Origin of the sequence: Actinophytocola sp. (assembly GCF_036402745.1) — a bacterium.
In the GTDB taxonomy this organism is placed as follows: domain Bacteria; phylum Actinomycetota; class Actinomycetes; order Mycobacteriales; family Pseudonocardiaceae; genus Actinophytocola.
In genome coordinates this window covers 51,425-77,090 of the sequence record NZ_DASWSJ010000043.1, presented here as the reverse complement: position 1 = coordinate 77,090, position 25,666 = coordinate 51,425, and the positions used below count along the sequence as shown (strand labels likewise).

Here is a 25,666-nt window from a genome sequence, read left to right as displayed (position 1 = left end):
GGACAGATGAGAAACGCCGCAGGCCGCCGCGAGGTTGCATTCTCGGTGGCTTTTTTCTCCACGGGTGTCGCCATGGTCCCCGCGTGTTCGACTTCCGACGGTGACGTGACCCTGGCGGCCGGCACCCGCTACGCCAGACTGGTCGCCTCGCGAAGAGGGCCGTACGTGGTCGAACGGGTCACGGCAGGGAGTTGAGGAACGGCTCGTGGTTGTTCTGGAACTCCCAGCCGTAGTAGCGGTCCCAGTTGACCGACCACGTCATCAGCCCGCGGATCCCCGGCGACGCGCCACCCCGCAGGGTGTAGCCGCCGCAGCTCTGGTTGCGGGCCAGGCAGTTCAGCGCGTCGTGCACCGGACCCGGTGCGGTGTAGCCGTTGCCGGCGCTCACCGCGGCCGGCAGGCCGAACGCGATCTGGTCCTCGCGCAGGCCCGGGAACGTCTGGCCGGTCGACGCGACCGGGAAGCCCGCCTTCACCATGTCGGTCATCGCGATGTGGAAGTCCGCGCCGCCCATGTTGTGGTACTGGTTGTCCAGCCCCATCACCGGGCCCGAGTTGTAGTCCTGCACGTGCAGCACGGTCAGCGCGTCGCGCAGCGCGTGGATCACCGGCAGGTACGACCCCGTCCGGTTGTCGCCCCCGCCCGCGCCGCCGTAGAACTGGTAGCCCACCTGGACGAAGAACGTCTCCGGCGCCATCGTGAGGACGAAGCCGCTGCCGTAGCGGGACTTCAGCGACCGCAGCGCGGCGATCAGGTTCACGATCACCGGCGTCGTCGGGTTGTGGAAGTCCGTGTCGCCCGGGTTCAGGTACAGCGAGTGGCCCTCGAAGTCGATGTCGAGACCGTCCAGGCCGTACCTGTCGATGATCGCCGACACCGAGCTCACGAACTGGTCCCGGGCGGCGGTCGTGGTCAGCTGCACCTGCCCGTTCGCGCCGCCGATGGAGATCAGGACCTTCTTGCCCTGCGCCTGCTTGGCCCGGATCGCCGCGACGAAGTCCGCCTCGGACTCGACCCCGGGGCACTCGGCGGCGGGACACAGGGTGAACCGGATGTCCCCCGACGTCACCGAGGTCGGCTCGCCGAACGCCAGGTTGATCACGTCCCACGCGGCCGGCACGTCGGCCATCCGCACGTACCCGGACCCGTTCGCGAAGCTCGCGTGCAGGTACCCGATCAACGCGTGCCGCGGCAGGCCCGCCTGCTGGCAGCCGGCCGTCGTCGCGGTCACCGGTGCGCTGCGCGCGGACTCCCCGGCGGCGTTGTACGCGGCCACCGCGTAGGTGTGCGTCGAGCACGCGGCCAGGCCCGTGAGCGTGGCCGACGGCGAGGACACCGTGGTACGCAAGGACGATCCCTCGTACACCCGGTACCCCGACGCGCCGCTCACCGCGGGCCAGGACAGCGCGACCGACGACGCCGTCACCGCGCCGACCGACACCGACCCGGGCGCGGCCGGCGTGCCGGGCGTGCCGCCGCCGGGACCGTCGAGCACCACGTCGTCGGCGTAGTACGTGCCCGCGCCGTACCACCCGTGCAGGTACAGCTGCGCCGACGTCTGCCCCGCGGCCGTCGTGAACGTCAGCGACAGCTGGGCGTAGGACGCGGGGGCGTTCCAGGTGGACGGTCCGCCCGTGATCCCGAGGTACACCGGGTTCCCGCGCACCCACGCCGACACCGTGTACGTCGTGTTCGCCACCACGGACACCGTCTGGGTGCACTGCGCGGTGTCCGACGCGGTCGCCGTGGCGGCCAGCGCGTAGGACCCCGAGTGGACGGGGCTCGTGACCACCGACCCGCCCGAGCACGTCCAGCCGGCCAGCGACCCGCCCTCGAACCCGGCGTTGGTCAGCAGGTTCGCCGCCGACGCGGGGACCGCGCCGAGCAGCAGCAGCGTGAGGGCGGCGACGGCCGCGACCAGGGACCTCACGGCAGCGTGTCCAGGTGCGGCGCGACCGTGCGCGCGAAACCGTTGCCGTTGCTCACGTCCCAGTTGATCGACCACGTCATCGCGCCGCGGATGTCCGGGTACGTGCGCGGTGGCCGGAACGTGCCGCAGTTCGTGCCGCGCGCCAGGCAGTCCAGCGCGTTGGTCACCACCGACGGCGCCACCACCCCGCCGCCGGCCGCGCCGGGGCCCGCCGGCAGGCCGACCGCCACCTGGTCGGGCCGCAGCCCGTTCTCCAGCTGGATGCAGGCGAGCGCGGTGATGAAGTTGACGTTGCCCTGGCCGTAGGCCTGCGCCTGGTCGCAGCCCAGCATCGAGCCGGAGTTGTAGAACTGCGTGTGGACGACCGTGAGGATGTCCTTGATGTTCAGCGCCAGCGCGAAGTACGAGCCGCCGGTGGACTGCATGTCGATCGTCTGCGGGGCCATCGTGATGATCAGGCTCGAGCCCACCTGGTTGCGCAGGTTCCGCAGCGCCTGGCCCATGTACGTCGGGTTGAGGCCGTTCTCCAGGTCGATGTCCACGCCGTCGAAGCCGTACTCGGCCATGATCGCGCGCACGCTGTTGGCGAAGTTGGTCGCGGAGGTCGCGTCGCCGACCGAGACCCGGCCCGCCTCGCCGCCGACCGACAGGATCACCTTCTTGCCGCGGCCGTGCAGCGCCGCGACGTCGGCCTTGAACTGGTCGTTGGTGTACCCGCCGAGCGCGGAGGACAGGCCCGGGTCGACGCCGAACGTGACCGCGCCCGGCGTGCTGGCCGCCTCGGCGAAGGCCACCGCGACGAGGTCGTACTCGTCGGGCACGGCGGACAGGCGCAGCTCGGTGGCCGGGTTGACGAAGTTGTGCCAGTAGCCGGTGAGGAAGTGCTTCGGCAGGTCGGCCTGCTGGCAGCCGGCGGTGGTGCCGGTCACCGCGGTGCTGCGCGCGGACTCGCCGACGGAGTTGTACGCGGCCACCGTGTAGCTGCGGCTGGTGCACGCGGCCAGGCCGGAGAAGGTCGCCGAGGTGCCGGTGACCGTGGCGAGGACGGCGCTGCCCTCGTACACGCGGTAGCCGGTGACCGTGCCCGTGGCCGCGTTCCACCCGATCGTGATGCTCGACGAGGTGGTGCCGGCCACCCGGACGTTGGCCGGCGTGCCCGGGACGCCCGGCTGCGGGTCGGTGCCGCCCGCGCAGTCGGCGCCGTTGACCCGGCAGCTCAGCGGGCTGCCCGGGCCGGCGCCGAGGAAGCCGAAGGTGGTGGAGGCGCCGGGCGCGAGGCTGCCGTTGTAGTCGCGGTTGGTGAACGTGTGGTGGTTGCCGCTGGAGGTGAGCAGGGCGTCCCAGTAGCTGCCGACGGTCGTGCCGGCGGGGAGGTCGAACTCGACCCGCCAGCCGCCGATCGGCGTGCTGCCGCCGTTGGTGACGGTGAACCGGCCCTCCCAGCCCGAGCCCCAGTCGGAGACCTTGACGAACGCGGCCCGCTCGCCGGCGGCGCTGGCAACGGGCGCGACGGTGCCGAGGCAGGCGAGAATCGTCGCGACGAGCAGGACGAGGGGACGCTTCATGACGACCTCCACGAGGGCGCGCGGTGAGCAGGGGGGCACCGCGCGTTACATATTGTCTAGACCAATGCCGCCTCATTGTCTAGTCCAATGTGCCGGCCGTTCACCGGCACCGAAGGGGATGTTCGGCGTCGCCGGCACCGGGAATACCTCGCCGGACACGGTCGTTGAGCGGGGTAGTTGAAGACGCAACTAGTTGAGGATGATAAGTGATGCAGTTCGGGATCTTCACGGTCGGCGACGTGACCACCGACCCGACCAACGCCACCACGCCGAGCGAGTACGAGCGGATCAGGTCGATGGTGACGATCGCGCTCAAGGCCGAGGAGGTCGGGCTCGACGTGTTCGCCACCGGTGAGCACCACAACCCGCCGTTCGTGCCGTCGTCGCCGACGACCCTGCTCGGCTACATCGCGGCGCGCACCGAGCGGCTGGTCCTGTCCACCTCGACCACGCTGATCACCACGAACGACCCGGTGAAGATCGCCGAGGACTTCGCGATGCTCCAGCACCTGGCCGACGGCCGGGTGGACCTCATGATGGGCCGCGGCAACACCGGGCCGGTCTACCCCTGGTTCGGGCAGGACATCCGGCAGGGCATCCCGCTGGCGATCGAGAACTACGCGCTCCTGCACGACCTGTGGCGCAAGGACGTCGTCGACTGGCAGGGCCGGTTCCGCACGCCGCTGCAGGGCTTCACCTCGACGCCGCGCCCGCTGGACGGGGTGCCGCCGTTCGTGTGGCACGGCTCGATTCGCAGCCCGGAGATCGCGGAGCAGGCCGCCTACTACGGCGACGGCTTCTTCGCCAACAACATCTTCTGGCCCAAGGAGCACTACATGCGCCTGATCAGCCTCTACCGCGAGCGCTACGCCCACTACGGGCACGGCACCCCGGAGCAGGCGATCGTCGGCCTGGGCGGGCAGGTGTTCATGCGGAAGAACTCCCAGGACGCGGTCGCCGAGTTCCGGCCGTACTTCGACAACGCGCCGGTGTACGGGCACGGGCCCTCGCTCGAGGAGTTCACCGAGCAGACGCCGCTGACCGTCGGGAGCCCGCAGCAGGTGATCGACCGGACGCTCACGTTCCGCGAGTCCTTCGGCGACTACCAGCGCCAGCTGTTCCTGATGGACCACGCCGGGCTGCCGCTGAAGACCGTCCTGGAGCAGCTGGACATCCTCGGCGAGGAGGTCGTCCCGGTGCTGCGCAAGGAGTTCGCCATCGGGCGGCCGGCCGGGGTGCCGGACGCGCCGACGCACGGGTCGCTGCTGGCGGCCAAGCAGGAGGTGAGTGTCTGATGCGGACTCTCGCGGTGGTGTCGGCCGGCCTGACCGTGCCGTCCTCCACCCGGTTGCTGGCCGACCGCCTCGCGGCGGCGGTCGGCGGCCAGACCGACGTGACGGTCGAGGTGGTGGAGCTGCGCGACCTGGCGGGCGAGATCGCGAACAACCTGGTCACCGGGTTCGCCTCGGCGAAGCTGGCCGCGGCCCTGGAGAAGGTGACGCGGGCGGACGGCCTGGTGGCCACGACGCCGATCTTCACCGCGTCGTACTCGGGCCTGTTCAAGTCGTTCTTCGACGTGCTGGACCACGACGCGCTGACCGGCAAGCCGGTCCTCATCGCCGCCACCGGCGGCACGGCCCGGCACTCGCTGGCCCTGGAGCACGCGCTGCGCCCGCTGTTCACCTACCTGCGGGCCGTCGTCGTGCCGACCGCGGTCTACGCGGCGTCGGAGGACTGGGCCTCGGCCGGCGACGACGACCTGTCGCACCGGATCGCGCGCGCGGCGGGTGAGCTGGCCGAGCTGATGGAGGGCCGGCCGCCGGCGCAGGCGCCGACCCAGGAGACGGTGATCCCGTTCGAGCAGCAGCTCGCGGCCCTGCGCATGCCGCCACCCACGTCCTGACCCACCTGACCCACGCACGCTGCCCCGGCGCCCAACGGACGCCGGGGCAGCGATGTGCGGGTCAGAGCGTGGTCTCCCCCGGCAGGCCGAAGAAGTCGTGCCACTTCTGGCCGCCCAGGAAGCCCGCCCCGGTGGAGATCGCGGTGTAGACGTCGGCCAGCGAGTTGCGGGTGAACGTCACCGCGTCGTCCTTGCCGTCGCCGTTGAAGTCACCGGTGTAGGGGAACTCGCCGGCCAGGCCGAAGAAGTCGTTCCACTTCACCGTCGTCCCGCTGAACCCGTTCGTCTTGTTCGACAGCGCCACGTAGACATCGGCCGCCGCGTTGGTCGTGAACGTCGCGATGTCCGCGGCGCCGTCGCCGTTGAAGTCGCCGATCCGCGGCGACTCGCCCGGCACCGCGAAGAAGTCGTGCCACTTCACGCTGGCGCCGAAGCCGGTCCCGGTGGACAGCGCCACGTACACGTCGGCGAGCGAGCCCTGGGTGAACGTGACGATGTCCGCCTTGCGGTCCCCGTTCACGTCGCCGACGCCCGGGTACTCGCCGGCCAGGCCGAAGTAGTCGTGCCACTTCACGCCCGGCCCGAACGACGTCCCGTTCGACAGCGCCACGAAGACGTCGCCGGCCGCGTTGCGGGTGAACGTGACGATGTCGTCCTTCCCGTCCCCGTTGACGTCGCCGACCGCGGGCACCTCGCCGTTCAGCGCGAAGTAGTCGTGCCACTTGATCCCCGGCCCGAACGACGACCCGTTCGACAACGCCACGTAGACGTCCGCGAGCGCGCCGTGGGTGAACGTCACGATGTCGTCCTTGCCGTCCCCGTCGAAGTCACCGGTCAGCGGCGTCTCGCCGGACAGCGCGAACCGGTCGTGCCACTTCACGGTCGTGCCGTCGAACTGGTTGGTCCCCGCCAGCGCCACGTACACGTCGTCGGCCGGGCCGTGGGTGAAGGTGACGATGTCGTCCTTGGTGTCGCCGTTGAAGTCGGTCGACGAGCCGGTGAACACCCCCGCCGCCGAGGCGCCGCCGTTGACCAGGTCCAGGTAGTAGCCCCAGTTCCAGTTCGGGCCGGGGTCGGTGTGGTCGTTGCCGGGAACCTCGTTGTGCCCCACGATGTACTGCCGCGTCTTCGGCAGCCCGTGCCGGTCCGCGAGCCACCGCGTCAGCGCCGCGGACGAGCGGTACATCGCGTCGGTGAACCAGGACGGGTTGTCCACGAACCCCTCGTGCTCGATGCCCAGCGCCCGCGGGTTGGCCGACCGCACGTGGTAGGCGGTGTCGCCGTCACGCACCATCTGGGTGATCTCGCCGTCGGACGACCGCACCACGTAGTGCGCGCTCACCTGGGCCGACGGGTTCTGGAACCAGTTGATCGTGCCGGCGTAGGAGCCCTGCGTCACGTGGACGACGATCAGGTTGATCGCCGCGGACCGGCCGGGGCTGTAGTTGTTGCCGTTGGCCGGGACCCAGAGCGAGTTCGGGTAGTCCATGCCCTGTGCGGACACGTCGGGCACCCGCGCGTACCTCCCGCGCTCCGGCGCCGACGCGTGCGCGGCGACGTCGACCCGCTCGCCCTCCGGCGTCCGCGTCTGCAGGCCGGTGCGCAGCAGCTCGTACACGTGGTCCGTGTAGGACCTGGCCACCGAGTCGGTCGCGCCGCTGTAGCCGGCCACCACCGGGTACCACGCGGAGATCCGGTCCCGGCCGCTGAGCTTGAGGTCGTCGGCGATCGACCGGAGCACCGCCGCGCCACCCCGGATGTTGGCCGTGCCGTCGGCTTTCAGGTCCGCGACCGGCTCGCCGGTCAGCGACGCGGCCAGCTCCAGCGTGTGCCGCTCCGGGTTGCTCACCAGGTGCATCACGCCGAACCCGTTGTCCTGGCTCGGTTCGCCGCGATGGCCGTCCAGGTGGGTCTCGCCGTAGCCGACCGCCACGACGAGGTCACGGGGCACGCCGAACTCCGCGGCCGCCGCGGCGAAGGCTTCGTTCAGGGTCCCGCCGGGGGCCGGCGCGGCGGTGGCCGCGGGCGAGGGCGAGGGCGCCAGGCCGATCGCCGTGCCGATCGCCGTGCACACGGCGACCCCGAGCGCGAGTAAGCGTCGTCTCATGTCTGCTCCCGTCAGAAGCTGGTCTCGCCAGCGAGGCCGAAGAAGTCGTGCCATTTCTGGCCGCCGGCGAACCCGGTGCCGGTGGATATCGCCGTGTAGACGTCGGCGAGCGAGTTGTGCGTGAACGTGACGACGTCGTCCTTGGCATCGCCGTTGAAGTCGCCGGGGTAGGGGAACTCGCCGGCCAGGCCGAAGAAGTCGTTCCACTTCACCGTCGTGCCGGAGAACCCGTTCGTCTTGTTGGACAGCGCCACGTACACGTCGGCCGCGGCGTTGGTCGTGAACGTGACGATGTCCGCGGCGCCGTCGCCGTTGAAGTCACCGATCCGCGGCAGCTCGCCGCCGACCGCGAAGAAGTCGTGCCACTTCACGCTGCCGCCGAAGCCGGTGCCGGTGGACAGCGCCACGTACACGTCGGCCTGCGAGCCGCGGGTGAACACCACGATGTCCGCCTTGCCGTCCCCGTTCACGTCCCCCACGCCCGGGTACTCGCCGGCGAGCCCGAAGTAGTCGTGCCACTTCACGCCCGGCCCGAACGACGTCCCGTTCGACAGCGCCACGAACACGTCGGCGGCCGCGTTGCGGGTGAACGTCACGATGTCGTCCTTGCCGTCCCCGTTCACGTCTCCCACCGCCGGCACCTCGCCGGACAGCGAGAAGTAGTCGTTCCACTTGATGCCGGGCCCGAACGACGACCCGTTCGACAGCGCCACGTAGACGTCCGCGAGCGACCCGTGGGTGAACGTGACGATGTCGTCCTTGCCGTCCCCGTTGAAGTCACCGGTCAGCGGGGTCTCACCGGCCGGGGAGAAGAAGTCGTGCCACTTCACCGTGGTGCCGTCGAAAGCGGCACCGGTGGACAGTGCGACGTAGACGTCGGCGGACGCGTTCTGGGTGAAGGTGACGATGTCGTCCTTGCCGTCGCCGTTGAAGTCGGCCGGCGAGCCGGTGAACGCGCGCGGGCTGATCATCCCGCGGGCCTCGTCCAGCATCGACCGGGCCCGACCCTCGGCCTGGTCGTAGCGCTCGGGACAGCACGAGCGCTGCACGCTCTGCGCCAGCAGGCCCGCGGTGTACTCCGGGTGCAGCGGCTCGTTGCGTTGCGCCTGCACGTAGAACTGGGTGGCCGCGTAGGCCACGTCCATGATCTGCTCCGGGGTGCCCCAGCCCTGGCTCGGCCGCTGCTGGAACACGCCGAGCGAGTCCTTGTCGCCGCAGTTCAGGTTGTTCATGTGGGACTCGACCCAGCCCGCCTCGAACGCGGCCAGCATGACCTTGTCCGACACGTTCCGGTCGAGCCCGACCTGGTAGACGATCCGGATCACGTTCGGGTCGTGGTTCGCCGGGATGCTGGAGCAGGCCAGCGGCCCGATCGCCGCGGGGATGTGGTCCCCGGGCGCGGCCGGGTCCTTGGGCGGGGCGGCGGAAGCGGGCGGCGCCAGCGCACCCGCCGCGAGGGTCGTCGCGGCCGCCACGAGCAGCAGCCGCCGGATCGGGCCGAACCTGATCATCGACATCGTCCTTTCCCGGACAGCAGGGGGTAATCGATTACAGGCAGATGGACCGGCGCCGCCGGGCCACCCGGAGGAGCTCAGCTCAGGCTGGGGCGGGGGATCTGGCCGGCGGCGCCGAACTGGTCGTGCCACAGCGCGGACGCGCCGAACGCGGACCCGGTCGAGGTCGCCGCCCACACGTCGCCCGTCGTGCCGAGGGTGAACGCGAGGATGTCGGCGCGGCCGTCGCCGTTGACGTCGGCCAGCCCGGGTGCCTCGCCGTCGAGGCCGAAGAAGTCGTGCCACTTCCACGCGTTCTGCACGAACCGGCCGCCGTCGGACAGCGACACGAACACGTCGGCCGCGGCACCCCGGGTGAAGGCGACCACGTCGTCGCGGCCGTCGCCGTCGAAGTCCCCGGTGCCGGCTAGCTCGCTGCCCACCGCGAAGTTGCCGTGCCACAGCCAGCCGTCCTGGACGAACATCGCGCCGCTGGACAGCGCGACGTACACGTCGGCCTGGGCACCGCCGGTGAACGTCGCGATGTCGTCGCGGCCGTCGCCGTCGAAGTCGCCGACCGCCGGGTGCTCGGCGCCGATCGCGAAGTTGTCGTGCCACTTGACCCCCGGCCCGAAGCCGGTCCCGGTGGACAGCGCGACGTAGACGTCGGCCGCGGACCCCCGGGTGAACGTGATGATGTCGGTCAGGCCGTCCCCGTTGACGTCGCCGACCTCGGGGTACTCGGCGTCGACCGCGAAGAAGTCGTGCCACTTGGCCGAGGGGCCGTACCCGGTCCCCGTGGACAGCGCCACGTAGACGTCGGCGGCAGACCCACGGGTGAACGTGATGATGTCCGCCCGCCCGTCGCCGTTGACGTCGCCGGTGCGCGGGATCTCGCCGTTGACGGAGAAGAAGTCGTGGCCCTTGACGGCCGGGCCGAACGCGGCGCCGGTGGACTGCGCGGTGAACACGTCCGCGTCCGGGCCCTGGGTGAACAGCACGGCGTCGTCGCGGCCGTCGCCGTTGACGTCGCTGACGATCCGGGCCTGGGTGCGCGCGTTCACCACCCCCGAGGCCGGGCCGGCATTGCCCGCGCGGTCGACGGCGACCACCCGGTAGTAGCGCGTGGTGTTGGCCGGCAGCGGGCCGTGCCGGTACGTCGTCGCGGTCGTGGTGCCGACGAGGTTGCCGCTCGTCACCGGCACGGCCGGGTCGGTCGAGGCGTAGACCCGGTAGGCGGTGACGCCGACGTTGTCGCTCGCCGGGCTCCAGGTCAGCGGGATCGCGTGCACCCGGCCGGGGGCGACGGCGAGGCCGCCGACCGCGCCCGGCGGGGCCGAGTCGGTGAACGGCGCGACGATGTTCAGCGCCGTGTACCGCGCCGCGGTCCACTGTGGACCACTGGGCGCGAGCCGCACGGTGATCGTCGACTTCCCCGCGGTGAGCGCGGCCGGCAGGGTCAGCTCGTCGTCGAGCCAGCGCTGGACGGTGTTGCCCAGTGGCTGGACCCAGGTGCCGGCGGCGGCGCCGTCGACGGTGACCGTGGCCGACTGGTAGCCGGCGTTCTGGTCGCTCGCCCGCCGCAGCCGCACGCCCTGGTTGCCCGGGTCGACGGCGAGCCGGAAGCTCACCGCGCCGGCGGTCGCGCGCACCTGGCCGGTCACCGACTCGCCGTCGTCGTCGCCCTCGTAGACGCTGGTGAGCCCGTACTGCGACGCCGCGCCGGACTCGGTGTAGCCGTGCGCCGAGCGGCTGGCCGCGTCGCCGGCGACGATCGTGTCGGTGGTGCGGGAGGCGACCGTCGGGCGGGTGTAGAGGAACGCGGTCGAGCTCTCGTCGACCTGGTAGTCGTTCTGCGGCCCGTGCTCGATGCCGAACCGCAGGCCGGAGGTGTAGGGGATGGCGTCGCCGATCTGCAGCCGGTACATCGAGTCGCACTCGACCGCGCACGAGCCGGCGCGCACCCGGTGGCCGGTGTTGCCGGTGAAGACCCCGGTGTACTCGCCGCGGTTGAAGTACCAGCCGGACTCGTAGTAGTCCTCGGTGCCGGTGCCGTGGAAGGCCGGGCTCAGCGCACCGTCCACATAGGATCGCTCGTCGCCCTCGAGGTAGCCGCGCTCGTTGCCGCCCGGGATCTGGTTGTGCACGACCTGGGTGACGCCGACGAACCGGCCGCGGCCGGGCTGGTCGGCCATCAGCCAGTCCCGGGCCGGCGTGGTGGCGCCGCGCCGGGACTGGGTGGTGAAGTGGCCGGCGCCGCCGGTGGCGCCGAGCTCGGTGGCCCACTTGGCGTCCGGCGCGTGGGTGATCTCGGCCTGGATCCCGGCGATGGTCGCGCCGGTGGTGTTGACCAGCGACACGGTCGCCGAGGACGCGTAGGGCATCATCCACCAGGCGCTGTACCAGCCGCCCGCGGCCGGGTCGACGCCGAACATCAGCGACCGCACGTCGCGCTCCCCCAGCGGCGCGCCGAAGAACTCGCCGACCGGGGAGTCCACTGTGGTCCGTCCGTCGAAGGTCAGCCGCAGCCGCAGCCCGTTGAGGTTCGCCTCGGTCGCGGCGCCGTCCGGCACCCGCAGGCGCAGCCCGGTGATCGCGGCCGGGCCGGACAGGCTCGCGAGCGTCGCGGTGGCGCCCGCCCCGGGCGAGACGGTGGCGGTGGTCGTGGTGGCGCCGGGCTGCGCGGGCTTCGGGTCGAGCCGGCCGGCCTGGCGCAGCGTGTTCACCACGTCGGTCGCCGGGTCGGCCGGGTTGAACCGGGTGACCCCGGTGGCATCGGCGAGCTCGCGGTGGCCCACGTGGTAGAAGAGCGGGTTGTTCGTGGTGGTGACGAGCATCGAGTCCCGGTAGGGCATCGGGACCTTGATCGTGACGCCACCGGAGGTCTGGTCGGCGTTGGTGACGAGCGGCCAGGTGAACGGCGCGCCGAGGTCGCCGTTGACCACGCTCTGCAGGTTGGCGTCGAGCACGGTCACGCCGTCGAGCACGACGCGGATGTTGCCGGTGGCGGTGACGGTGCCGTTGTCGCGGGTGAACCAGATCGACTGGATCTCGCCCGGCCCGCGGTCCTCGGCCAGCACGCAGCCGGGACCGTTGGTGCGCAGGCAGGAGTAACGGCCGACGAACCCGTCGTCGTTGCTGCCGTTGCGGCCGAAGCTGGAGAACTGCTTGGTGTGCGAGCCGGATGCGAGGTCCGGCAGGAGATCCAGCCGGCGGTAGGTGTCCCAGCCGATGGGGCCGTTGCTGGCCGCGGCGGTCACGTCGGCACCGGCGCTGGGCGCGGTGCTCGCGACGACCACACCCGCGACGGCGAGGGTGAGGCAGGACAGGGCGGCGAGCAGGGGCCGCCGGAGACTGCGCATCGGGGTTCACCTTCCGGTCGGCCGGGATGAACCCGGCAGGCGCGGGTAAACGATTACCCGAAGGAGTGTCCTTTTGGTTCCTTCCTGACGTCAATAGGCCGTACGGTGGTATCGATTCACGAACGATCGTCGCGGTGGATCTTCCTGAATCGGTCCGATCTGCCGTTATCGGCCCAACTCTCCGCAGCGGCGAACCGGGATGGGAACAACTGACCGGTTCCGGCCACCGGGCTTGTCAGCGCCGCCGGCCCGCGTTGCCCGCCGGGGCACCGCGGCCGCCGATGCGCCGCGACACCGCGTGCGCGAGGTCGGCCACCAGCCGGGTGAGCCGTTCGGACGGCGCGCCGGGCGAGACCTGGCCGCGCAGCCGCAGGGTCAGCCCGGCGACCGGGCGCCCGTCGTGGCTGAGCACCGGCGCGGAGAACTCGGACAGGCGCGGCGGCGACACGATCCGGCGCCAGCTCGAGGTGAGGTGGTAGGCCGCGGAGAACTCGTCGCGGCACACGATGTCGAGCTCCTCGAGCGTGCCCAGGATCCGGTGCACCGACGACTTCGGCAGACCGGTCGCGTCGACGAGCCGGGCGAGCCGCAGGCCGTCCGGACTGCCGGCGAGCAGCTCGAGCAGCCGGAAGGCGTTGCGCACCGAGCGACAGGAGGCCGAACCGTCCTGGCCCGCAAAGGTTTCCGAGTTCATGCTGGGGTCACCTACTCTCGTCCGAACCGGCCGGCGACATTTCCGCGTGCCATATGTAGAACGTGAGTATTGCAGGATCGTTCAACGAAATCTACCCTCAGCGTAGTCACGCACCTCCGGGCTGTAGATGGGATGTGAACACGATGAGCTCTCCCCGCACCACCGTGGATCCACGGTCGCTGCGCCGGGCCTACGCGGCGAGCCTGTCCGGAACCGCGCTGGAGTACTACGACTTCGCCGCCTACTCGGTCGCCGCGGCGACCGTGTTCGGCGACCTGTTCTTCCCCTCCGGCGACGACCTCGTCGGCACGATGGCCGCGTTCTCCACCTACGCCGTCGGCTACCTGGCCCGGCCGCTGGGCGGGTTCGTCTTCGGCCGGCTCGGCGACGTCATCGGGCGCAAGAAGGTCCTCGTCCACACGCTGCTCCTCGCGGGCATCGCGACGTTCCTGATCGGCCTGCTGCCCACGCACGCGGCGATCGGCGGGCTGGCCGCGGTCCTGCTGGTGGTGCTGCGCCTCGCGCAGGGCGTCGCGGTCGGCGGCGAGTGGGGCGGCGCGGTGCTGCTGTCCAGCGAGTACGGCGACCCGCGGCGGCGCGGGTTCTGGGCCTCGGCCGCGCAGATCGGCCCGCCCGCCGGCACCCTGCTCGCCAACGGCGTGCTGGCGCTGCTGTCCGGGATGCTGTCCGAGGACGCGTTCCTCTCCTGGGGCTGGCGGGTCGCGTTCCTGCTGTCGGCCGTGCTGGTCGCGTTCGGCCTGTGGATCCGGCTGCGGCTCGAGGAGACGCCGGTGTTCCGGCAGATCGCCGAGCGCGGCGAGCGGCCGAGCGCCCCGGTGTCCGAAGTGGTCGGTCGGGAGCGGCGGGCGCTGTTCGCCGGCATCCTGGTGCGGGTCTGCCCGGACGTCGTGTACTCGCTGTTCACCGTGTTCATGCTGACCTACATCACCAAGGAGCTGGACATGAGCCGCAGCCAGGGCTCGACCGCGGTGATGATCGGCTCGGCGCTCCAGCTGGTGCTGATGCCCGCGTTCGGCGCGCTGTCGGACCGGGTGAACCGGCGCCGGCTCTACCTGTACGGCACGATCGCGGCCGCGGTGTGGCCGTTCGTGTTCTTCCCGATGATCGGCGGCCGCTCGTTCCTCCTCCTGGTGGTCGGCACGGTGGTGGCGCTGGCGATCCACGCGATGCTGTACGGCCCGCAGGCCGCGCTGATCACCGAGCAGTTCTCGCCCCGGCTGCGCTACACCGGCTCCTCCCTCGCCTACACGCTCGCCGGGGTGATCGGCGGCGCGCCGGCCCCGCTGGTCTGCGCGGCGCTGCTGGTCTGGTTCGACAGCTGGTGGATCCTGGGGGTGTACGTGGTGCTCGCCGCGATCCTGACCGGCATCGGGATCTGGCTGGCGCGTGACCCGGTGGTGGAGCCCGAGGAGGCGACCGTGGTGGAGGCGGTGACGACATGACCGTGCTGGACCTCAACTGCGACGTGGCGGAGGGGTTCGGCGCGTGGCGCATCGCCGACGACGACGCCCTGCTCGCGGTGGTGAGCAGCGCCAACATCGCGTGCGGCTTCCACGCCGGCGACCCGGGCACCATGCGCCGGGCGTGCGACACGGCGGTGCGCCACGGCGTGGCGATCGGCGCGCACGTCGGCTACCGGGACCTGCCGGGCTTCGGCCGGCGGTTCATCGACGTCGACCCGGCCTCGCTGACCGACGACGTGCTCTACCAACTCGGCGCGCTGTCGGCGTTCGCGACGGCGGCCGGCGGGCGGATCGGGTACGTGAAGCCGCACGGCGCGCTGTACGGGGCGATCGGCCACGACGACGCGCAGGCGGGCGCGGTGGTCGAGGCGGTGCGGCAGTTCGACCCCGCGCTGCCGGTGCTGGGGATGCCGGGCTCGCGGTGGCTCGCGCTCGCCGAGAAGGCCGGGCTGCCCACGGTGCACGAGGCGTTCCTCGACCGCGGGTACACCCCGGACGGCCTGCTGGTGTCGCGGCGCGCGCCGGGCGCGCTGCTGTCCGACCCGGCCGCGGTGGCGCGGCGGTGCGAACGGCTGGTGGCGAAGGGGGAGATCGTCGCGGTGGACGGGACCGTGCTGCCGGTGTCGGCGCGGTCGGTGTGCGTGCACAGCGACACGCCCGGCTCGCTGGAGCTGGCCCGGGCCGCGCGGGCGGCGCTGACCGGCGCGGGAGTGGAGTTGCGGAGCTTCGTGTGAGGGTGCTGCCCTGCGGGGACGCCGCGTTGCTGGTGGAGGCCGGCGACGCGGCGCTCGGCGTGTACGCGGCACTGCTCGCCGAACGCCCGGCCGGGGTCGTCGACCTGGTGCCGGCGGCGAACACGGTGCTGGTCCGGCTCGAACCGTCCACATCGTCGGGTCGCGCGGAGCTGACCCGGCTGCTGGCGTCCGTCGAGCCCGCGCCGGTCGCGGCCGGCGCGGACGACCTCGTGACCGTCGAGGTGAAGTACGACGGCGACGATCTCGAGGAGGTCGCCGAGCGCACGGGGCTCGGCGTCGACGGGGTGGTCGAGGCCCACGCCTCGGCCGACTACGTGGTGGCGTTCTCCGGGTTCGCGCCGGGGTTCGGCTACCTCACCGGGCTCGACCCGCGGCTGCGGCTGCCCCGGCGGGAGACGCCACGGACGCGGGTGCCCGCCGGGTCGGTGGGGGTGGCCGGCGAGTTCACCGGGGTGTACCCGCGGTCGTCGCCGGGTGGGTGGCACCTGCTGGGCCGCACGACGGTGCCGCTGTTCGACCCGCGGCGGACCCCGCCGGCGTTGCTGCGCCCGGGCACCCGGGTCCGCTTCGAGCCCGTCGACACGCTGCCGGAGTCCACTTCGGACTCACCGGTCGCGGGGGCGCCGCCGGCCGGGGGGGTCGAGGTGGTGCGGGCCGGCCCGCTGGGCACGGTGCAGGACCGTGGCCGGCCGGGCTTCGCCGCGCTCGGCGTCGGGCACTCGGGGGCGGCGGACGCGCGCTCGGCCACGCTCGCGAACCGGTTGGTGGGCAACGACGAGGGCGCGGCGTGCCTGGAGCTGACGATGGGCTCGGCGACGCTCGTGTTCCGGGAGGCCGCCCGGGTCGCGGTCACCGGCGCGCCGTGCGACCTCGCGCGCGAGGACCGCGGCGAGGCGATGAACGCGCCGTTCACGGTGCGGGCCGGCGGGCGGCTCACGATCGGCGCGCCGGCCGCCGGCCTGCGCACCTACGTCGCGGTGCGCGGCGGCCTCGCGGTCCCCGAGACGCTGGGCTCCCGCTCGACCGACGTCCTGTCCGGCCTCGGCCCCGCGCCGCTGTCCCCCGGCGACGTCCTCCCGATCGGCACCGACCACAGTGGACCGCCGCCGGCCGTCGACGTGGCGCCGGTGAACCCGCCGGCCATCGGCGACCTGCGCGTGCGCGTCGTGCCCGGCCCGCGCGCGGACTGGTGCACCCCGGAGGCGCTGGAGACGCTGCTGACCGCGAGGTTCACCGTGACGGCCGAGAGCAACCGGGTCGGCGTTCGGCTCGAGGGCCCGCGGCTGGCGCGGACCCGGCACGACGAGCTGCCGAGCGAGGGCATGGTCGCGGGCGCGATCCAGGTGCCGCCGTCCGGCCGGCCGGTGGTGTTCCTGGCCGACCACCCGGTGACCGGCGGCTACCCGGTGCTCGCCGTGGTACTGACCAAGGACCTGCCGATCCTGGCCCAGGCGCGGCCCGGCCAGACGATCTCGTTCCGCGCTCAGTCCCCGGCGGCCCGGTAGGCCTCGACCAGCTGGTGCTCGGAGTCGTCGAGGTACTTGCGCAGCAGGCGCTCCGCGGCCTGGCCGTCGCCGGTCTCGATGACCGACAGGATCTCGCGGTTGCGCTCCAGGTAGGGCTCGTGGAACCGGCGCGGGTCGGCCATCGAGTGGAAGTGCAGCCGCAGCTCCGCCAGCACGCCGCGCATCAGCTCGTCGACCCGCGGGCTGCCGGCGAGCGCCGCGATCCCCTGGTGGAAAAGGATGTTCGCGGTGCCGAGCGCGCGCCAGTCGGACGCGCGCATGGCCTCGGCGCCCTGCGCGACGGCCGCGGCCAGGTCGCCGGTCTCGGGCGGGTGGCCGTCGAGGGCGCGCACCGCGCCGCACTCGACGAGCATGCGGACCCGGTACAGGTCGATGAGGTCGTCGACGGTGAGCTTGCAGACGAAGACGCCGCGGTTGAGCTCGTGCACCAGCAGCCGCTCGTGGGTGAGCAGCCGGAACGCCTCACGCAGCGTGTTGCGGGAGACTCCCAGCGCCCGGCCGATCGAGTCCTCCGCCAACCGCTCGCCCGGGGAGAAGTGGCCCTCGGTGATCCGCGCCCGCAGGATGTCGGCCAGCCGCTCGACCGTGCTGGTCCGCCCCAGCAGCCTGCGATCGGCCGCCAGCTCCAGATCCGGGCTCACCGATGCTCCCACCCTTCCTGACCTGCGAGATCCACCTACGATTGTATCGCTCAACAATCCGCAGGGTACCCGCCGGCGAGCCTGGGAGTTTGCTGGGAACGCGGGCGGGCCGGGCCGGGGCGCCACCTTCCGGGTGCGGCTGCCGGTCCACTGAGGAGCCGCCACGACCGCACACCGGGCGCACAGTTCTGATCTTCCATTTCCCGATTAACCGACCCGCGCGATCCGTCATGATTCTCACGCTATTATCTGGCCCATGACGACCACCAAATCCGCGGGAAACTCGAAGGTGCGGCCGATCGGCGCCGAGCCGTCCGCCGGGCATCTCGAGATACTGCGGGTACTGGGCCGGTCGGAGAACGCGGACAGCGTCGTCGACCAGATCCTGGTCTCGGTCGGCACCGCCATTGTCGAGGCGCGGCTGCGCCCCGGCGACGACCTCAACTCGGTCGAGCTCGCCCGCACGTTCCGGAGCAGCCGCACGCCGGTTCGGGAAGCCCTGCTCACGCTGGAGCGGGAGGGCCTGGTCGAGATCGCCGCACATCGCCGGCCGCGGGTGCGCCGGCTCCTGCTCGACGAGGTGCGGGAAATATATGAGCTGCGGGCCACCCTGTATGCATTGGTGAGCCGCCGCATTGTGGGAAATGCAGCTGAATCCGAGATAGCGATACTCCGCGAGTGCCACCGGCAGCTGGAAGTGGCAGCCGAGGCCGGCGATGTCGATCGCTTCTTCTGGCTGAATGTCGGTTTCCGAAACAATGAGGCCGCGATCGCCGGTAACAGCACGGTCCGGCGCGTTCTCGACAGCGTCGGCGTGCGCACGCTGCAATTGCGGCACCTGAGCCTTTCGCTGCCCGGGCGGCTGCGGTCCTCGGTCGCCGACCACGGGCGGCTGCTGCGGGCCTACGAGGAGCGGGAGGCCGACCTGGCCGCGGCGCTCACCCAGTCGATCGTGCGCCGCGGCCTCGAGGCCCTCGAGTCCTCCGGCTGGACCGGCCAGGCCGAGGCGGACTGAGCGCCGGCCGAGCACGTCGCCCTCCGCCATCCGCGCCAGCAGGTCCGGGGCCGCCCTCTAGGCTCGTCCGCGTGGGTGAGCTCGAGCGCGCGGTGATGGAGGTCCTCTGGGACCGCGCCGAACCGGTGGTGGTGCGCGACGTCGCCGCCGCGCTCGCCGGGCGCGACCTCGCCTACACCACGGTCATGACCGTGCTCGACCGGTTGGCCAAGAAGGGCTTCGTGCGCCGGCACCGGGACGGGCGGGCCTGGCGGTACGAGCCGGTCAACAGCCGGGAGGGCTACGTGGCCCAGCTGATGCTCGACGCGCTGGCGCTCACCGGCGACCGGGACGCCGCGCTCACCCGGTTCGCCCAGTCGGTGTCCACTCCGGACGCCGAGACGCTGAGCCAGGCCCTGGCCGACGCCCGGGACCCCGAGCCGTGAACGAGCTTGCGAGTGAACCAATGTCACAGAACGAGCTTGCGAGCGAACCAATGACACACGGCGACCGAGCCCACGAGGGCGTGTCGTGAACGCGACGCTGCACCTCGTGGTGACGGCGGCCGTGTGCATGCTCGCCGTGCCGCCGCTGGCCGGGGCTCGCTGGGTGTGGCGCTCGCCGCGGACCGGGATCCTGCTGTGGCAGCTGGTCGGGCTCACGTTCGTCCTGTGCGCGGTCGGCGCCGCGCTCACCGTCGGCCTCGCGCCCTACCACCGCGACGTGCCGACCGCGGTCCACCGCTGGCTCACCGGCGCCCCCGCGGACCTCACCCCGGTGCACGTGGCCGCCCTCGCCGCGGCGGCCGGGCTCGCCGGGGCACTGCTGGCGATGCTCGGCTGGTCCTGGCTCGCCGTGCTCCGCACCCGGCGCCGGCACCGCGCGACGCTGTCCCTCGTGGCCCGCGAGGACCCGGCCGCGCCGGGTGCGCTGATCCTCGACCACCCGCTCACCGTCGCCTACTGCCTGCCCGGCCGGCGCTCCCGCGTGGTGCTCAGCTCCGGCGCGTTGCGGGCGCTGCGGCCGGCCGAGATCGCGGCGGTCCTCGCGCACGAGCGCACCCACGCCCGCGAGCGCCACGACCTGGTCCTCCTGCCGTTCGCCGCGCTGCGCCGGCTGCCACTGGGCCGGGTCGCGGCCGAGGCGGTGGCGCTGCTCGTGGAGATGCGTGCCGACGAGGGCGCGTGCCGGGCGGGCGGCACGCGCGAGCTCGCCACCGCGCTGCGCCGGTTCGACGGGGGCACGCCCGCCGGCACGATGGCCATCGCCGACCGCGCGATCCAGGCCCGGCTCGACCGGCTGACCAGCACCGAGCCGCTCTCCCGCGCGGCGCGCTGGCTGGTCCTCGCCACCGGCCTGGTGCTGGTGTCGACCCCGCTGAGCTTCCTCGTGATCTGACCCGTACGATCTACTACCGACCGTAGTAGAAGGGCGGCACCGTGATCGATGTCCTCTCGACGACGCTCACCTTCGTCGCGCTCGGCGCCGCGCTGTGGGCCGTCGTGCTGATGATCGCCGGCCGCCCGGTGCGGCCCGACCGCTGGCACGGGGTGGGCCTGCTCGGCGTGCTGGCACTGCTGGAGCTCGGCCTGCTCGGCCAGGCGGTCGTCGGCGTGGTCCAGCTGTTCACCACCGACCGCGACGTCGAGAAGCTCTCGTTCCTCGGCTACCTCGTCGGGCCGCTGGTGATCATCCCGCTGGCCGCGCTCTGGTCACTCGCCGAGCGGACCCGCTGGGGCCCGGGCGTGCTGGTGATCGGCTGCCTCACGATCCCGGTGATGATCCTGCGGCTCGGCCAGGTGTGGGACGCCCATGTCTGACCTCGCCACCCGCACCCGGTCGGGCCCCGGCCGGATCCTGATCACGGTCTACGCCGTGTTCGCGCTGGCCGCCACCGCGCGCTCGGCGGTGCAGCTCGGCACCCGGTTCGGCGAGGCGCCGCTCGCCTACCTGCTGTCCGCGTTCGCCGCGGTGGTCTACCTCGTCGCGACCGTGTGCCTGGCCCGCGGCAACCGCACCTCGCGCCGCGTGGCCACGGTGTCCATTGTGGTCGAGCTGGTCGGCGTGCTGGCCGTCGGCACGCTCAGCCTCGTTGACCCGCAAGCGTTTCCGGACGCCACCGTGTGGTCGGACTACGGCCAGGGCTACGGCTACGTGCCCGCCGTGCTGCCGCTGCTCGGCCTGTGGTGGCTGCGCACCACCGCCCGGCCGGAGTCGTGATGCCGAGCCCCGCCGTGCTGAGCGACTGGCTGTTCACCAGCGCGGTCGGCGGCTACATGCTGGCCGCCCTGCTGTCGGCCACCGAGTACGTGCTGGCCCGCCGGCCGGCCAGCCAGCCCGCCATGGCCGGCGCCGCACCGGCACCCGCGACGGCACCCACGCCGGCACTCGCACCGGCACCCACGACGGCACTGCCCCTCGGCGACCGGCTGGGCCGGGTCGGTGTCTCGGTCACCGTGCTCGGCGCGCTGCTGCACCTGGCGTCGGTGGTGCTGCGCGGGTTCGCGACCGCGCGGGTCCCGTGGGGCAACATGTACGAGTACCTGTCCGCGTTCGGCCTCGTGGCGGTCGGCGCGTGGCTGTCGGTCCTGCGCCGGCATCCCGTGCGGCGCATCGCGGTGTTCGTGCTGCTGCCCGTCGCGCTCGTGCTGTTCCTCGCCGGCAACCTCCTCTACACCGAGGCCGCCGCGGTGCAGCCGGCGCTGCGCTCGTACTGGATCGTCATCCACGTGGCCGCGGCCATCATGGCGAGCGGCGTTTTCCTCGTGTCCGGCGTGACGAGCGGGCTGCACCTCCTCGCGGAGTACCGCGCCGATCATCCTGGCACCCAGCCCGGGCCCAAGGCCTCCCGGCTGCCGGCGCCGGAGTTTCTCGACCGGCTCGCCTACCGCAGCGGGGTGTTCGGCTTCCTCACGGTCACCTTCGCGATCGTCACCGGCGCGATCTGGGCGGAGTCGGCGTGGGGCCGGTACTGGGGCTGGGATCCCAAGGAGACGGTCGCGTTCGTCACCTGGGTCTGCTACGCGGCCTACCTGCACGCCAGGGCCACCGCGGGCTGGCAGCGCCGGCGCGCCGCGTGGCTCAACCTCGCGGGGCTCGTCGTGGTGCTGTTCAACCTGTTCTTCGTCAACCTGGTGGTGGCCGGACTGCACTCCTACGCGGGCGGCTGAGCGTGTAGGAATGATCCATGAAGCACGTCGAGGTCTGGCGGGGCGCCCATGGGGATCCGGTGCCGCCGTTCGGCCCGCTGCCGGGTGTGCGCATCGGCGACACCCTCGCCTACGAGTTCCAGCTACCCGACCGGTTCGTCCCGTGGCCCGGCCGCACGCTGCTCGAGCGGGTGTTCGTGCTGCTGGACCTCGGCGTGAGCATGGCCCGGCCGTGCTGGCGGCGGATGCGCACCCCGGACGGTGGCGAGATCGCCGGCATCGACGCCGACCGCGGCGAGCCGAGCACCTGGTACGTCGACCTCATCCACGTCAGCAGCGCCGAGGGTTCGGTCGTGCTGCGGGACCTCTACGTCGACGTCATGGTGCCCACCGACGGCCGGCACCAGCGGCTGCTCGACCTCCACGAGTACGCCGACGCCCTCGACGAGGGCCGGCTCGACGTCCGCACCGCCATCGACGGGCTCCGCCGCTGGCAGCGCTTCCTCGACCGCCACCTGCACGCCGCCCGCGACCCCGTCGACGACTGGGTCGACTTCCCGCCGCAGCGCCTGCGCGCCCTCGCCGCCCTGCCCTCCCCGCTGGGCCCGGTCATCACCGTGCCGGGCTGACCTCGTGCCGGGCTGACCTCGTTGTGGCCCAACGGAGTTACTCGGTGGCGCGCGCGGTCCGATCCGGAGACACTGCGGGTATGAACACGATCTCGGAGACGCACGGGGTGCGGGTGCTGACCGTCGAGCCGGACGAGCCGGCGCTCGGCAGCGAGAGCGACGCCGTCGAGCTGGTCGGCGCGGCGTTCAACGAGCAGGCGTCGGCCGTCGTCGTGCCGGCCGACCGGGTGGACGCGCGGTTCTTCACGCTCAGCACCGGGGTCGCCGGCGACGTCGTGCGCAAGTTCGGCGCCTACCGCATCCGCCTGGTCGTGCTGGGCGACATCACCACGCACCTGGCGAGCGACTCGTTCCGGGCGTTCGTCCACGAGATCAACAAGGGCACCGACATCTGGTTCCTCGCCGACCACGCGGAGCTCGACGAGCGGCTGCGCACGGCGGCGCGAACTCTGGGACGATCGCGGTAGAGCCCACGAGAAGAGGTGCCATGGCCGAGGAACCGGCGGCGGACACGCAGGACGCCCGGGTCGAGCTGAACGCCGAGAAGTACCGCTACGAGCTCTACGTCGGCGACAAGCTCGCCGGGTTCGCCCAGTACCACGACAGCGGCAACCGGGTGGTGTTCACCCACAGCGAGGTCGACGACGCCTTCGCCGGCCGGGGCCTGGGCAAGGTGCTGGCCTCGGGCGCACTCGACGACGCGGTGGCCCGGGACAAGGTCATCGTGCCGCTGTGCCCGTTCATCTCCGCGTACCTGCGCAAGAACGTCGACAAGTACAAGGGCCACATCGAGGCTCCCCCGGAGAGTCAGTCCTGAGCCGGGACGCGGCACCAGCAACATCCCGGAGGTAGTTTGAGCAACCTGGACTCCCACCCCGACGTGCTCGTCTGCCGGACCGCCGCCGACGACCACGCGGTCGCCCTGGTGTTCGCGCCGCGGGACGTGCCGCTCGGTGGCCTGCGGGGGATCCGCGTGGACCGGCTGCTGCCGCAGCGCACCCTGCCCACCGTCGGCGCGTGGTGCTTCCTCGACCTGTTCGGGCCCAACAGCACGCCGATGAGCGTGCTGCCGCACCCGCACACCGGGCTGCAGACCGTCACCTGGCTGCTCGCGGGGCAGATCCACCACCGGGACAGCGTGGGCAGCGACGTGCTGGTCCGGCCCGGCCAGCTGAACCTGATGACCGGCGGCCACGGCGTCGCCCACTCCGAGATCTCCATCGACGACGGCGCGCCCCTGCACGCGATGCAGCTGTGGGTGGCGCTGCCCGCGGCGAAGGCCGGCATGGCACCCGCGTTCGAGCAGCACGTCGAGCTGCCGACCTACGCCCACGGCGGCGTCACGGCCACCGTGTTCGTCGGCACGGTCGGCGACGTCTCCTCGCCGGCCACCGTCCACACGCCGCTGCTCGGCGCGGACCTGCGGGTGGCCGCGCACGCCGCCACCACCGTCCCGCTGCGCCCGGACTTCGAGCACGCGCTGCTGGCGATCGACGACACGCTCGTCGTCTCGGGCGTCGCGGTGCCCGCCGGGCGCATGCTCTACCTCGGCACCGGACGCGCGGAGCTCGCCCTGGCCACCGATGGCCGGCCGGTGCGCGCGCTGCTGCTCGGCGGCGAGCCGTTCCCGGACGAGCTCGTCATGTGGTGGAACTTCGTGGGCCGCAGCCACGACGAGATCGCCGCCGCGCGCGCCGACTGGGAGGCGCGGGGCCAGACCCGCTTCGGCACCGTCCACGGCCACGGCGGCGCCCGGATCCCCGCCCCCGACCTACCGAACGTCCGGCTCACCCCGCGCCGGCACGGCCATCGGGGGTAACCGGATCCGGTGACCCGACGCCGTCCGGGCCGCTACCTCACGGCGTGACGACCCGGACCGGCGAGCCCGCGTGGAAGGCGGCGATGTCGGCCACGATCTCGCGGTAGAACACGTCGAAGCCCGTGCGGGACACGTAGCCCAGGTGCGGCGTCAGCACGGAGTGGGGCAGGTCCAGCAGCGGGTGGCCGGGTGGCAGCGGCTCGGTGTCGTACACGTCGAGCGCCACGCCGGCGATCTCGCGCCTGGCCATCGCGGCGGCCAGGGCCTGCTCGTCGACCAGCGGGCCGCGCGAGGTGTTCACCAGGTACGCCGTCGGCTTCATCAGGGCCAGCTCCGCCGCGCCGACGATGCCGCGGGTCCGGTCGCTCAGCTTCAGGTGCAGGGTCACGACGTCGGCCGCCGACAGCAGCTCCTCCTTCGAGGAAGCCAGGTCGGCGCCCGCCGACGCCGCGCGCTCGGCGGTGAGGTTCTCGCTCCACGCCAGCACCCGCATGCCGAACGCCTGCCCGATCACGGCCACCCGCGACCCGATGCGGCCCAGCCCGACCACGCCCAGGGTGTTGCCGGCCAGGTCACCGCCCGGGACCGTGCCGGACTGCCACACACCTTGGCGCACCGCGGAGTCCGCCGACGCGATCCCCCGCACCACCGACAGGATCAGCGCCCAGGTCAGCTCCACGGTCGAGGCGCCGGTCGCCGCCGTGCCGCACACGGTGATGCCCAGCGACGCCGCCGCGGCGAGGTCGATCGACGCGTTGACCATGCCGGTGGTGACGATCAGCCTGAGCCGGGGCAGCCGTTCCAGCAGCGCGCCGGGCAGCGCGGTGCGCTCCCGCATCGCGACCACGACGTCGAACGGCTCGAGCCGCGCGGCGAGCTCGTCGAGGTCGGCGACGTGCTCGTGCAACGGCGTCACCTCGACGCCGGCGGGCAGCTCCGTCCAGTACACATAGGACAGTGCGACGCGCTGGTAGTCGTCGAGTACGGCAACCCTCACGCGGTCGAGGTTACGGGCACGCCCAGGGTCGCGTGCGCGGCACCGGTGACCAGCTCGGCGAGCCGGTCGTCGGGCAGGCCGCTGCGGTAGTGCAGCACCGACTGGATCCCGCCGATCGCCGCGTGCACCAGGGCCCGCGCCTCGGTGTCGAGCAGGCCCGGGCGCAGCTCGCCGAGCACGTGCACCCACTCCTCGAGGTAGAGCCGCTGCTTGCGGCGCAGCCGGCGGCGGTCCTCGTCGGGCAGGTTGTTGATCTCCCGCATGTAGACCTGGAGCACCTCGCGGTCATCGATGGCGAACGACACCTGGTCGCGCACCAGCAACGTCAGCGCCGCGCGCTCCTCCGCGGCCTCCTCGACGATCCGGCCGGCGTTGCTCAGCAGCGCGTCGATCACGCGGTCGAACAGGGCCACCAGCACGGCCGACTTGCTCTCGAAGTGCCGGTAGATGGCCGAACCCGTGACCCCGGCCGCCGCGCCGATGTCGGCCATGGCGACCGCGTGGTACCCGCGCCGGGCCACCAGGTCGGCGGCCGCCGACAGGATCCGCTCCTTGCGTGCGGGATCCCGGGTGCGGACCGGCTCCTCGGCCACCTCACTCACCCCGGCCCCTTCCCGC

Annotated in this window: 24 protein-coding genes and 1 pseudogene; 16 read left to right on the top strand and 9 right to left on the bottom strand. The window is 72.4% G+C overall.

Translation table 11 applies throughout. The annotated features are described in order from the left end of the window. Positions 1 to 178 precede the first annotated feature (178 nt). A complete protein-coding gene (locus tag VGD70_RS04740) occupies positions 179 to 1,930 on the bottom strand; it encodes a glycoside hydrolase family 18 protein (protein WP_331078477.1) in 1,752 nt (583 codons plus the stop codon). Next, a complete protein-coding gene (locus VGD70_RS04735) occupies positions 1,927 to 3,495 on the bottom strand; it encodes a chitinase (RefSeq protein WP_331078475.1) in 1,569 nt (522 codons plus the stop codon). Before VGD70_RS04735 ends, VGD70_RS04740 begins: the two co-directional genes overlap by 4 nt. Positions 3,496 to 3,704: 209 nt before the next feature. Here VGD70_RS04735 and VGD70_RS04730 point away from each other — a divergent pair, with 209 nt between their 5' ends. Beyond that, a complete protein-coding gene (locus VGD70_RS04730) occupies positions 3,705 to 4,790 on the top strand; it encodes an LLM class flavin-dependent oxidoreductase (protein ID WP_331078473.1) in 1,086 nt (361 codons plus the stop codon). Beyond that, positions 4,790 to 5,398 carry an FMN reductase gene (locus VGD70_RS04725; protein ID WP_331078471.1) on the top strand — a complete coding sequence of 203 codons (609 nt, stop codon included), beginning with the start codon at positions 4,790 to 4,792 and terminating at the stop codon, positions 5,396 to 5,398. Before VGD70_RS04730 ends, VGD70_RS04725 begins: the two co-directional genes overlap by 1 nt. A 61-nt stretch (positions 5,399 to 5,459) precedes the next feature. Here the strand turns inward: VGD70_RS04725 and VGD70_RS04720 are convergent, their stop codons facing one another. From VGD70_RS04720 to VGD70_RS04705, 4 genes are all read right to left on the bottom strand, one after another. After that, positions 5,460 to 7,505, bottom strand: a complete 2,046-nt coding sequence (locus VGD70_RS04720) for an N-acetylmuramoyl-L-alanine amidase (protein ID WP_331078470.1) — start codon at positions 7,503 to 7,505, stop codon at positions 5,460 to 5,462. Between the two features lie 11 nt (positions 7,506 to 7,516). Further along, the gene (locus VGD70_RS04715; RefSeq protein WP_331078468.1) at positions 7,517 to 9,016 is read right to left on the bottom strand and encodes a VCBS repeat-containing protein; all 1,500 of its coding nucleotides are present in this window, start codon (positions 9,014 to 9,016) and stop codon (positions 7,517 to 7,519) included. 80 nt (positions 9,017 to 9,096) lie between these two features. Beyond that, positions 9,097 to 12,360, bottom strand: a complete 3,264-nt coding sequence (locus VGD70_RS04710; protein WP_331078467.1) for a DUF2961 domain-containing protein — start codon at positions 12,358 to 12,360, stop codon at positions 9,097 to 9,099. A 235-nt stretch (positions 12,361 to 12,595) separates the two neighbouring features. Continuing rightward, positions 12,596 to 13,003 carry a helix-turn-helix domain-containing protein gene (locus VGD70_RS04705; RefSeq protein WP_331078465.1) on the bottom strand — a complete coding sequence of 136 codons (408 nt, stop codon included), beginning with the start codon at positions 13,001 to 13,003 and terminating at the stop codon, positions 12,596 to 12,598. 194 nt (positions 13,004 to 13,197) lie between these two features. Here VGD70_RS04705 and VGD70_RS04700 point away from each other — a divergent pair, with 194 nt between their 5' ends. The 4 genes and pseudogenes from VGD70_RS04700 to VGD70_RS04685 all read left to right on the top strand — a co-directional run bounded on the left by VGD70_RS04700 (position 13,198) and on the right by VGD70_RS04685 (position 16,798). Further along, positions 13,198 to 14,517, top strand: a complete 1,320-nt coding sequence (locus tag VGD70_RS04700) for an MFS transporter (protein ID WP_331078463.1) — start codon at positions 13,198 to 13,200, stop codon at positions 14,515 to 14,517. Then, positions 14,514 to 15,272, top strand: coding sequence for a 5-oxoprolinase subunit PxpA (locus VGD70_RS04695; protein ID WP_331078461.1), 759 nt, complete (start codon positions 14,514 to 14,516; stop codon positions 15,270 to 15,272). The genes VGD70_RS04700 and VGD70_RS04695 overlap by 4 nt, the downstream gene beginning before the upstream one ends. Further along, positions 15,176 to 15,826, top strand: a pseudogene (locus tag VGD70_RS04690) (5-oxoprolinase subunit B family protein); the annotation flags it as partial. The gene VGD70_RS04695 and the pseudogene VGD70_RS04690, both read left to right, overlap by 97 nt. 51 nt (positions 15,827 to 15,877) lie before the next feature. Next, entirely contained in the window at positions 15,878 to 16,798 is a 921-nt protein-coding gene (locus VGD70_RS04685; protein WP_331078523.1) for a biotin-dependent carboxyltransferase family protein, read from the top strand. Here the strand turns inward: VGD70_RS04685 and VGD70_RS04680 are convergent. Further along, positions 16,777 to 17,460 carry a GntR family transcriptional regulator gene (locus tag VGD70_RS04680; RefSeq protein WP_331078459.1) on the bottom strand — a complete coding sequence of 228 codons (684 nt, stop codon included), beginning with the start codon at positions 17,458 to 17,460 and terminating at the stop codon, positions 16,777 to 16,779. The genes VGD70_RS04685 and VGD70_RS04680 overlap by 22 nt on opposite strands. A gap of 289 nt (positions 17,461 to 17,749) precedes the next feature. On the opposite strand from VGD70_RS04680, the gene VGD70_RS04675 reads away from it, so the two are divergent. From VGD70_RS04675 to VGD70_RS04630, 10 genes are all read left to right on the top strand, one after another. Beyond that, positions 17,750 to 18,475, top strand: coding sequence for a GntR family transcriptional regulator (locus tag VGD70_RS04675; protein WP_331078457.1), 726 nt, complete (start codon positions 17,750 to 17,752; stop codon positions 18,473 to 18,475). 71 nt (positions 18,476 to 18,546) lie between these two features. Next, the gene (locus VGD70_RS04670) at positions 18,547 to 18,900 is read left to right on the top strand and encodes a BlaI/MecI/CopY family transcriptional regulator (RefSeq protein WP_331078455.1); all 354 of its coding nucleotides are present in this window, start codon (positions 18,547 to 18,549) and stop codon (positions 18,898 to 18,900) included. A gap of 85 nt (positions 18,901 to 18,985) precedes the next feature. Beyond that, the gene (locus VGD70_RS04665) at positions 18,986 to 19,852 is read left to right on the top strand and encodes a M56 family metallopeptidase (protein WP_331078453.1); all 867 of its coding nucleotides are present in this window, start codon (positions 18,986 to 18,988) and stop codon (positions 19,850 to 19,852) included. A gap of 41 nt (positions 19,853 to 19,893) precedes the next feature. Then, entirely contained in the window at positions 19,894 to 20,274 is a 381-nt protein-coding gene (locus tag VGD70_RS04660) for a hypothetical protein (RefSeq protein WP_331078451.1), read from the top strand. Beyond that, on the top strand, positions 20,267 to 20,674 hold the full coding sequence (locus VGD70_RS04655) for a hypothetical protein (protein ID WP_331078450.1): 408 nt from the start codon (positions 20,267 to 20,269) through the stop codon (positions 20,672 to 20,674). The genes VGD70_RS04660 and VGD70_RS04655 overlap by 8 nt, the downstream gene beginning before the upstream one ends. Beyond that, positions 20,674 to 21,624: a c-type cytochrome biogenesis protein CcsB gene (gene ccsB, locus VGD70_RS04650; RefSeq protein ID WP_331078448.1), complete on the top strand. Its 951-nt coding sequence runs from the start codon at positions 20,674 to 20,676 to the stop codon at positions 21,622 to 21,624. Before VGD70_RS04655 ends, ccsB begins: the two co-directional genes overlap by 1 nt. A gap of 17 nt (positions 21,625 to 21,641) precedes the next feature. Continuing rightward, on the top strand, positions 21,642 to 22,232 hold the full coding sequence (locus tag VGD70_RS04645; protein ID WP_331078446.1) for a DUF402 domain-containing protein: 591 nt from the start codon (positions 21,642 to 21,644) through the stop codon (positions 22,230 to 22,232). Between the two features lie 80 nt (positions 22,233 to 22,312). Continuing rightward, positions 22,313 to 22,699 carry a DUF4180 domain-containing protein gene (locus VGD70_RS04640; protein WP_331078444.1) on the top strand — a complete coding sequence of 129 codons (387 nt, stop codon included), beginning with the start codon at positions 22,313 to 22,315 and terminating at the stop codon, positions 22,697 to 22,699. Positions 22,700 to 22,719: 20 nt separating this feature from the next. Further along, positions 22,720 to 23,049 (top strand): GNAT family N-acetyltransferase, encoded by a 330-nt coding sequence (locus tag VGD70_RS04635; RefSeq protein WP_331078442.1) that lies wholly within the window; start codon positions 22,720 to 22,722, stop codon positions 23,047 to 23,049. 36 nt (positions 23,050 to 23,085) lie between these two features. Then, positions 23,086 to 24,051, top strand: coding sequence for a pirin family protein (locus VGD70_RS04630; protein WP_331078440.1), 966 nt, complete (start codon positions 23,086 to 23,088; stop codon positions 24,049 to 24,051). 37 nt (positions 24,052 to 24,088) lie between these two features. Here the strand turns inward: VGD70_RS04630 and VGD70_RS04625 are convergent, their stop codons facing one another. Beyond that, entirely contained in the window at positions 24,089 to 25,048 is a 960-nt protein-coding gene (locus VGD70_RS04625) for a D-2-hydroxyacid dehydrogenase family protein (RefSeq protein ID WP_331078438.1), read from the bottom strand. After that, on the bottom strand, positions 25,045 to 25,650 hold the full coding sequence (locus VGD70_RS04620) for a helix-turn-helix domain-containing protein (protein WP_331078436.1): 606 nt from the start codon (positions 25,648 to 25,650) through the stop codon (positions 25,045 to 25,047). The genes VGD70_RS04625 and VGD70_RS04620 overlap by 4 nt, the downstream gene beginning before the upstream one ends. Positions 25,651 to 25,666 lie beyond the last annotated feature (16 nt).

What these genes read in the sequence shown, in the direction of transcription:
- VGD70_RS04715 (WP_331078468.1), bottom strand. Translation starts at nt 9,016, where the DNA reads ATGATCAGGTTCGGCCCGATCCGGCGGCTGCTGCTCGTGGCGGCCGCG.
- VGD70_RS04720 (WP_331078470.1), bottom strand. Translation starts at nt 7,505, where the DNA reads ATGAGACGACGCTTACTCGCGCTCGGGGTCGCCGTGTGCACGGCGATC.
- VGD70_RS04695 (WP_331078461.1), top strand. Translation starts at nt 14,514, where the DNA reads ATGACCGTGCTGGACCTCAACTGCGACGTGGCGGAGGGGTTCGGCGCG.
- VGD70_RS04700 (WP_331078463.1), top strand. Translation starts at nt 13,198, where the DNA reads ATGAGCTCTCCCCGCACCACCGTGGATCCACGGTCGCTGCGCCGGGCC.
- VGD70_RS04645 (WP_331078446.1), top strand. Translation starts at nt 21,642, where the DNA reads ATGAAGCACGTCGAGGTCTGGCGGGGCGCCCATGGGGATCCGGTGCCG.
- VGD70_RS04640 (WP_331078444.1), top strand. Translation starts at nt 22,313, where the DNA reads ATGAACACGATCTCGGAGACGCACGGGGTGCGGGTGCTGACCGTCGAG.
- VGD70_RS04725 (WP_331078471.1), top strand. Translation starts at nt 4,790, where the DNA reads ATGCGGACTCTCGCGGTGGTGTCGGCCGGCCTGACCGTGCCGTCCTCC.
- VGD70_RS04635 (WP_331078442.1), top strand. Translation starts at nt 22,720, where the DNA reads ATGGCCGAGGAACCGGCGGCGGACACGCAGGACGCCCGGGTCGAGCTG.
- VGD70_RS04735 (WP_331078475.1), bottom strand. Translation starts at nt 3,495, where the DNA reads ATGAAGCGTCCCCTCGTCCTGCTCGTCGCGACGATTCTCGCCTGCCTC.
- VGD70_RS04710 (WP_331078467.1), bottom strand. Translation starts at nt 12,360, where the DNA reads ATGCGCAGTCTCCGGCGGCCCCTGCTCGCCGCCCTGTCCTGCCTCACC.
- VGD70_RS04730 (WP_331078473.1), top strand. Translation starts at nt 3,705, where the DNA reads ATGCAGTTCGGGATCTTCACGGTCGGCGACGTGACCACCGACCCGACC.
- ccsB (WP_331078448.1), top strand. Translation starts at nt 20,674, where the DNA reads ATGCCGAGCCCCGCCGTGCTGAGCGACTGGCTGTTCACCAGCGCGGTC.
- VGD70_RS04655 (WP_331078450.1), top strand. Translation starts at nt 20,267, where the DNA reads ATGTCTGACCTCGCCACCCGCACCCGGTCGGGCCCCGGCCGGATCCTG.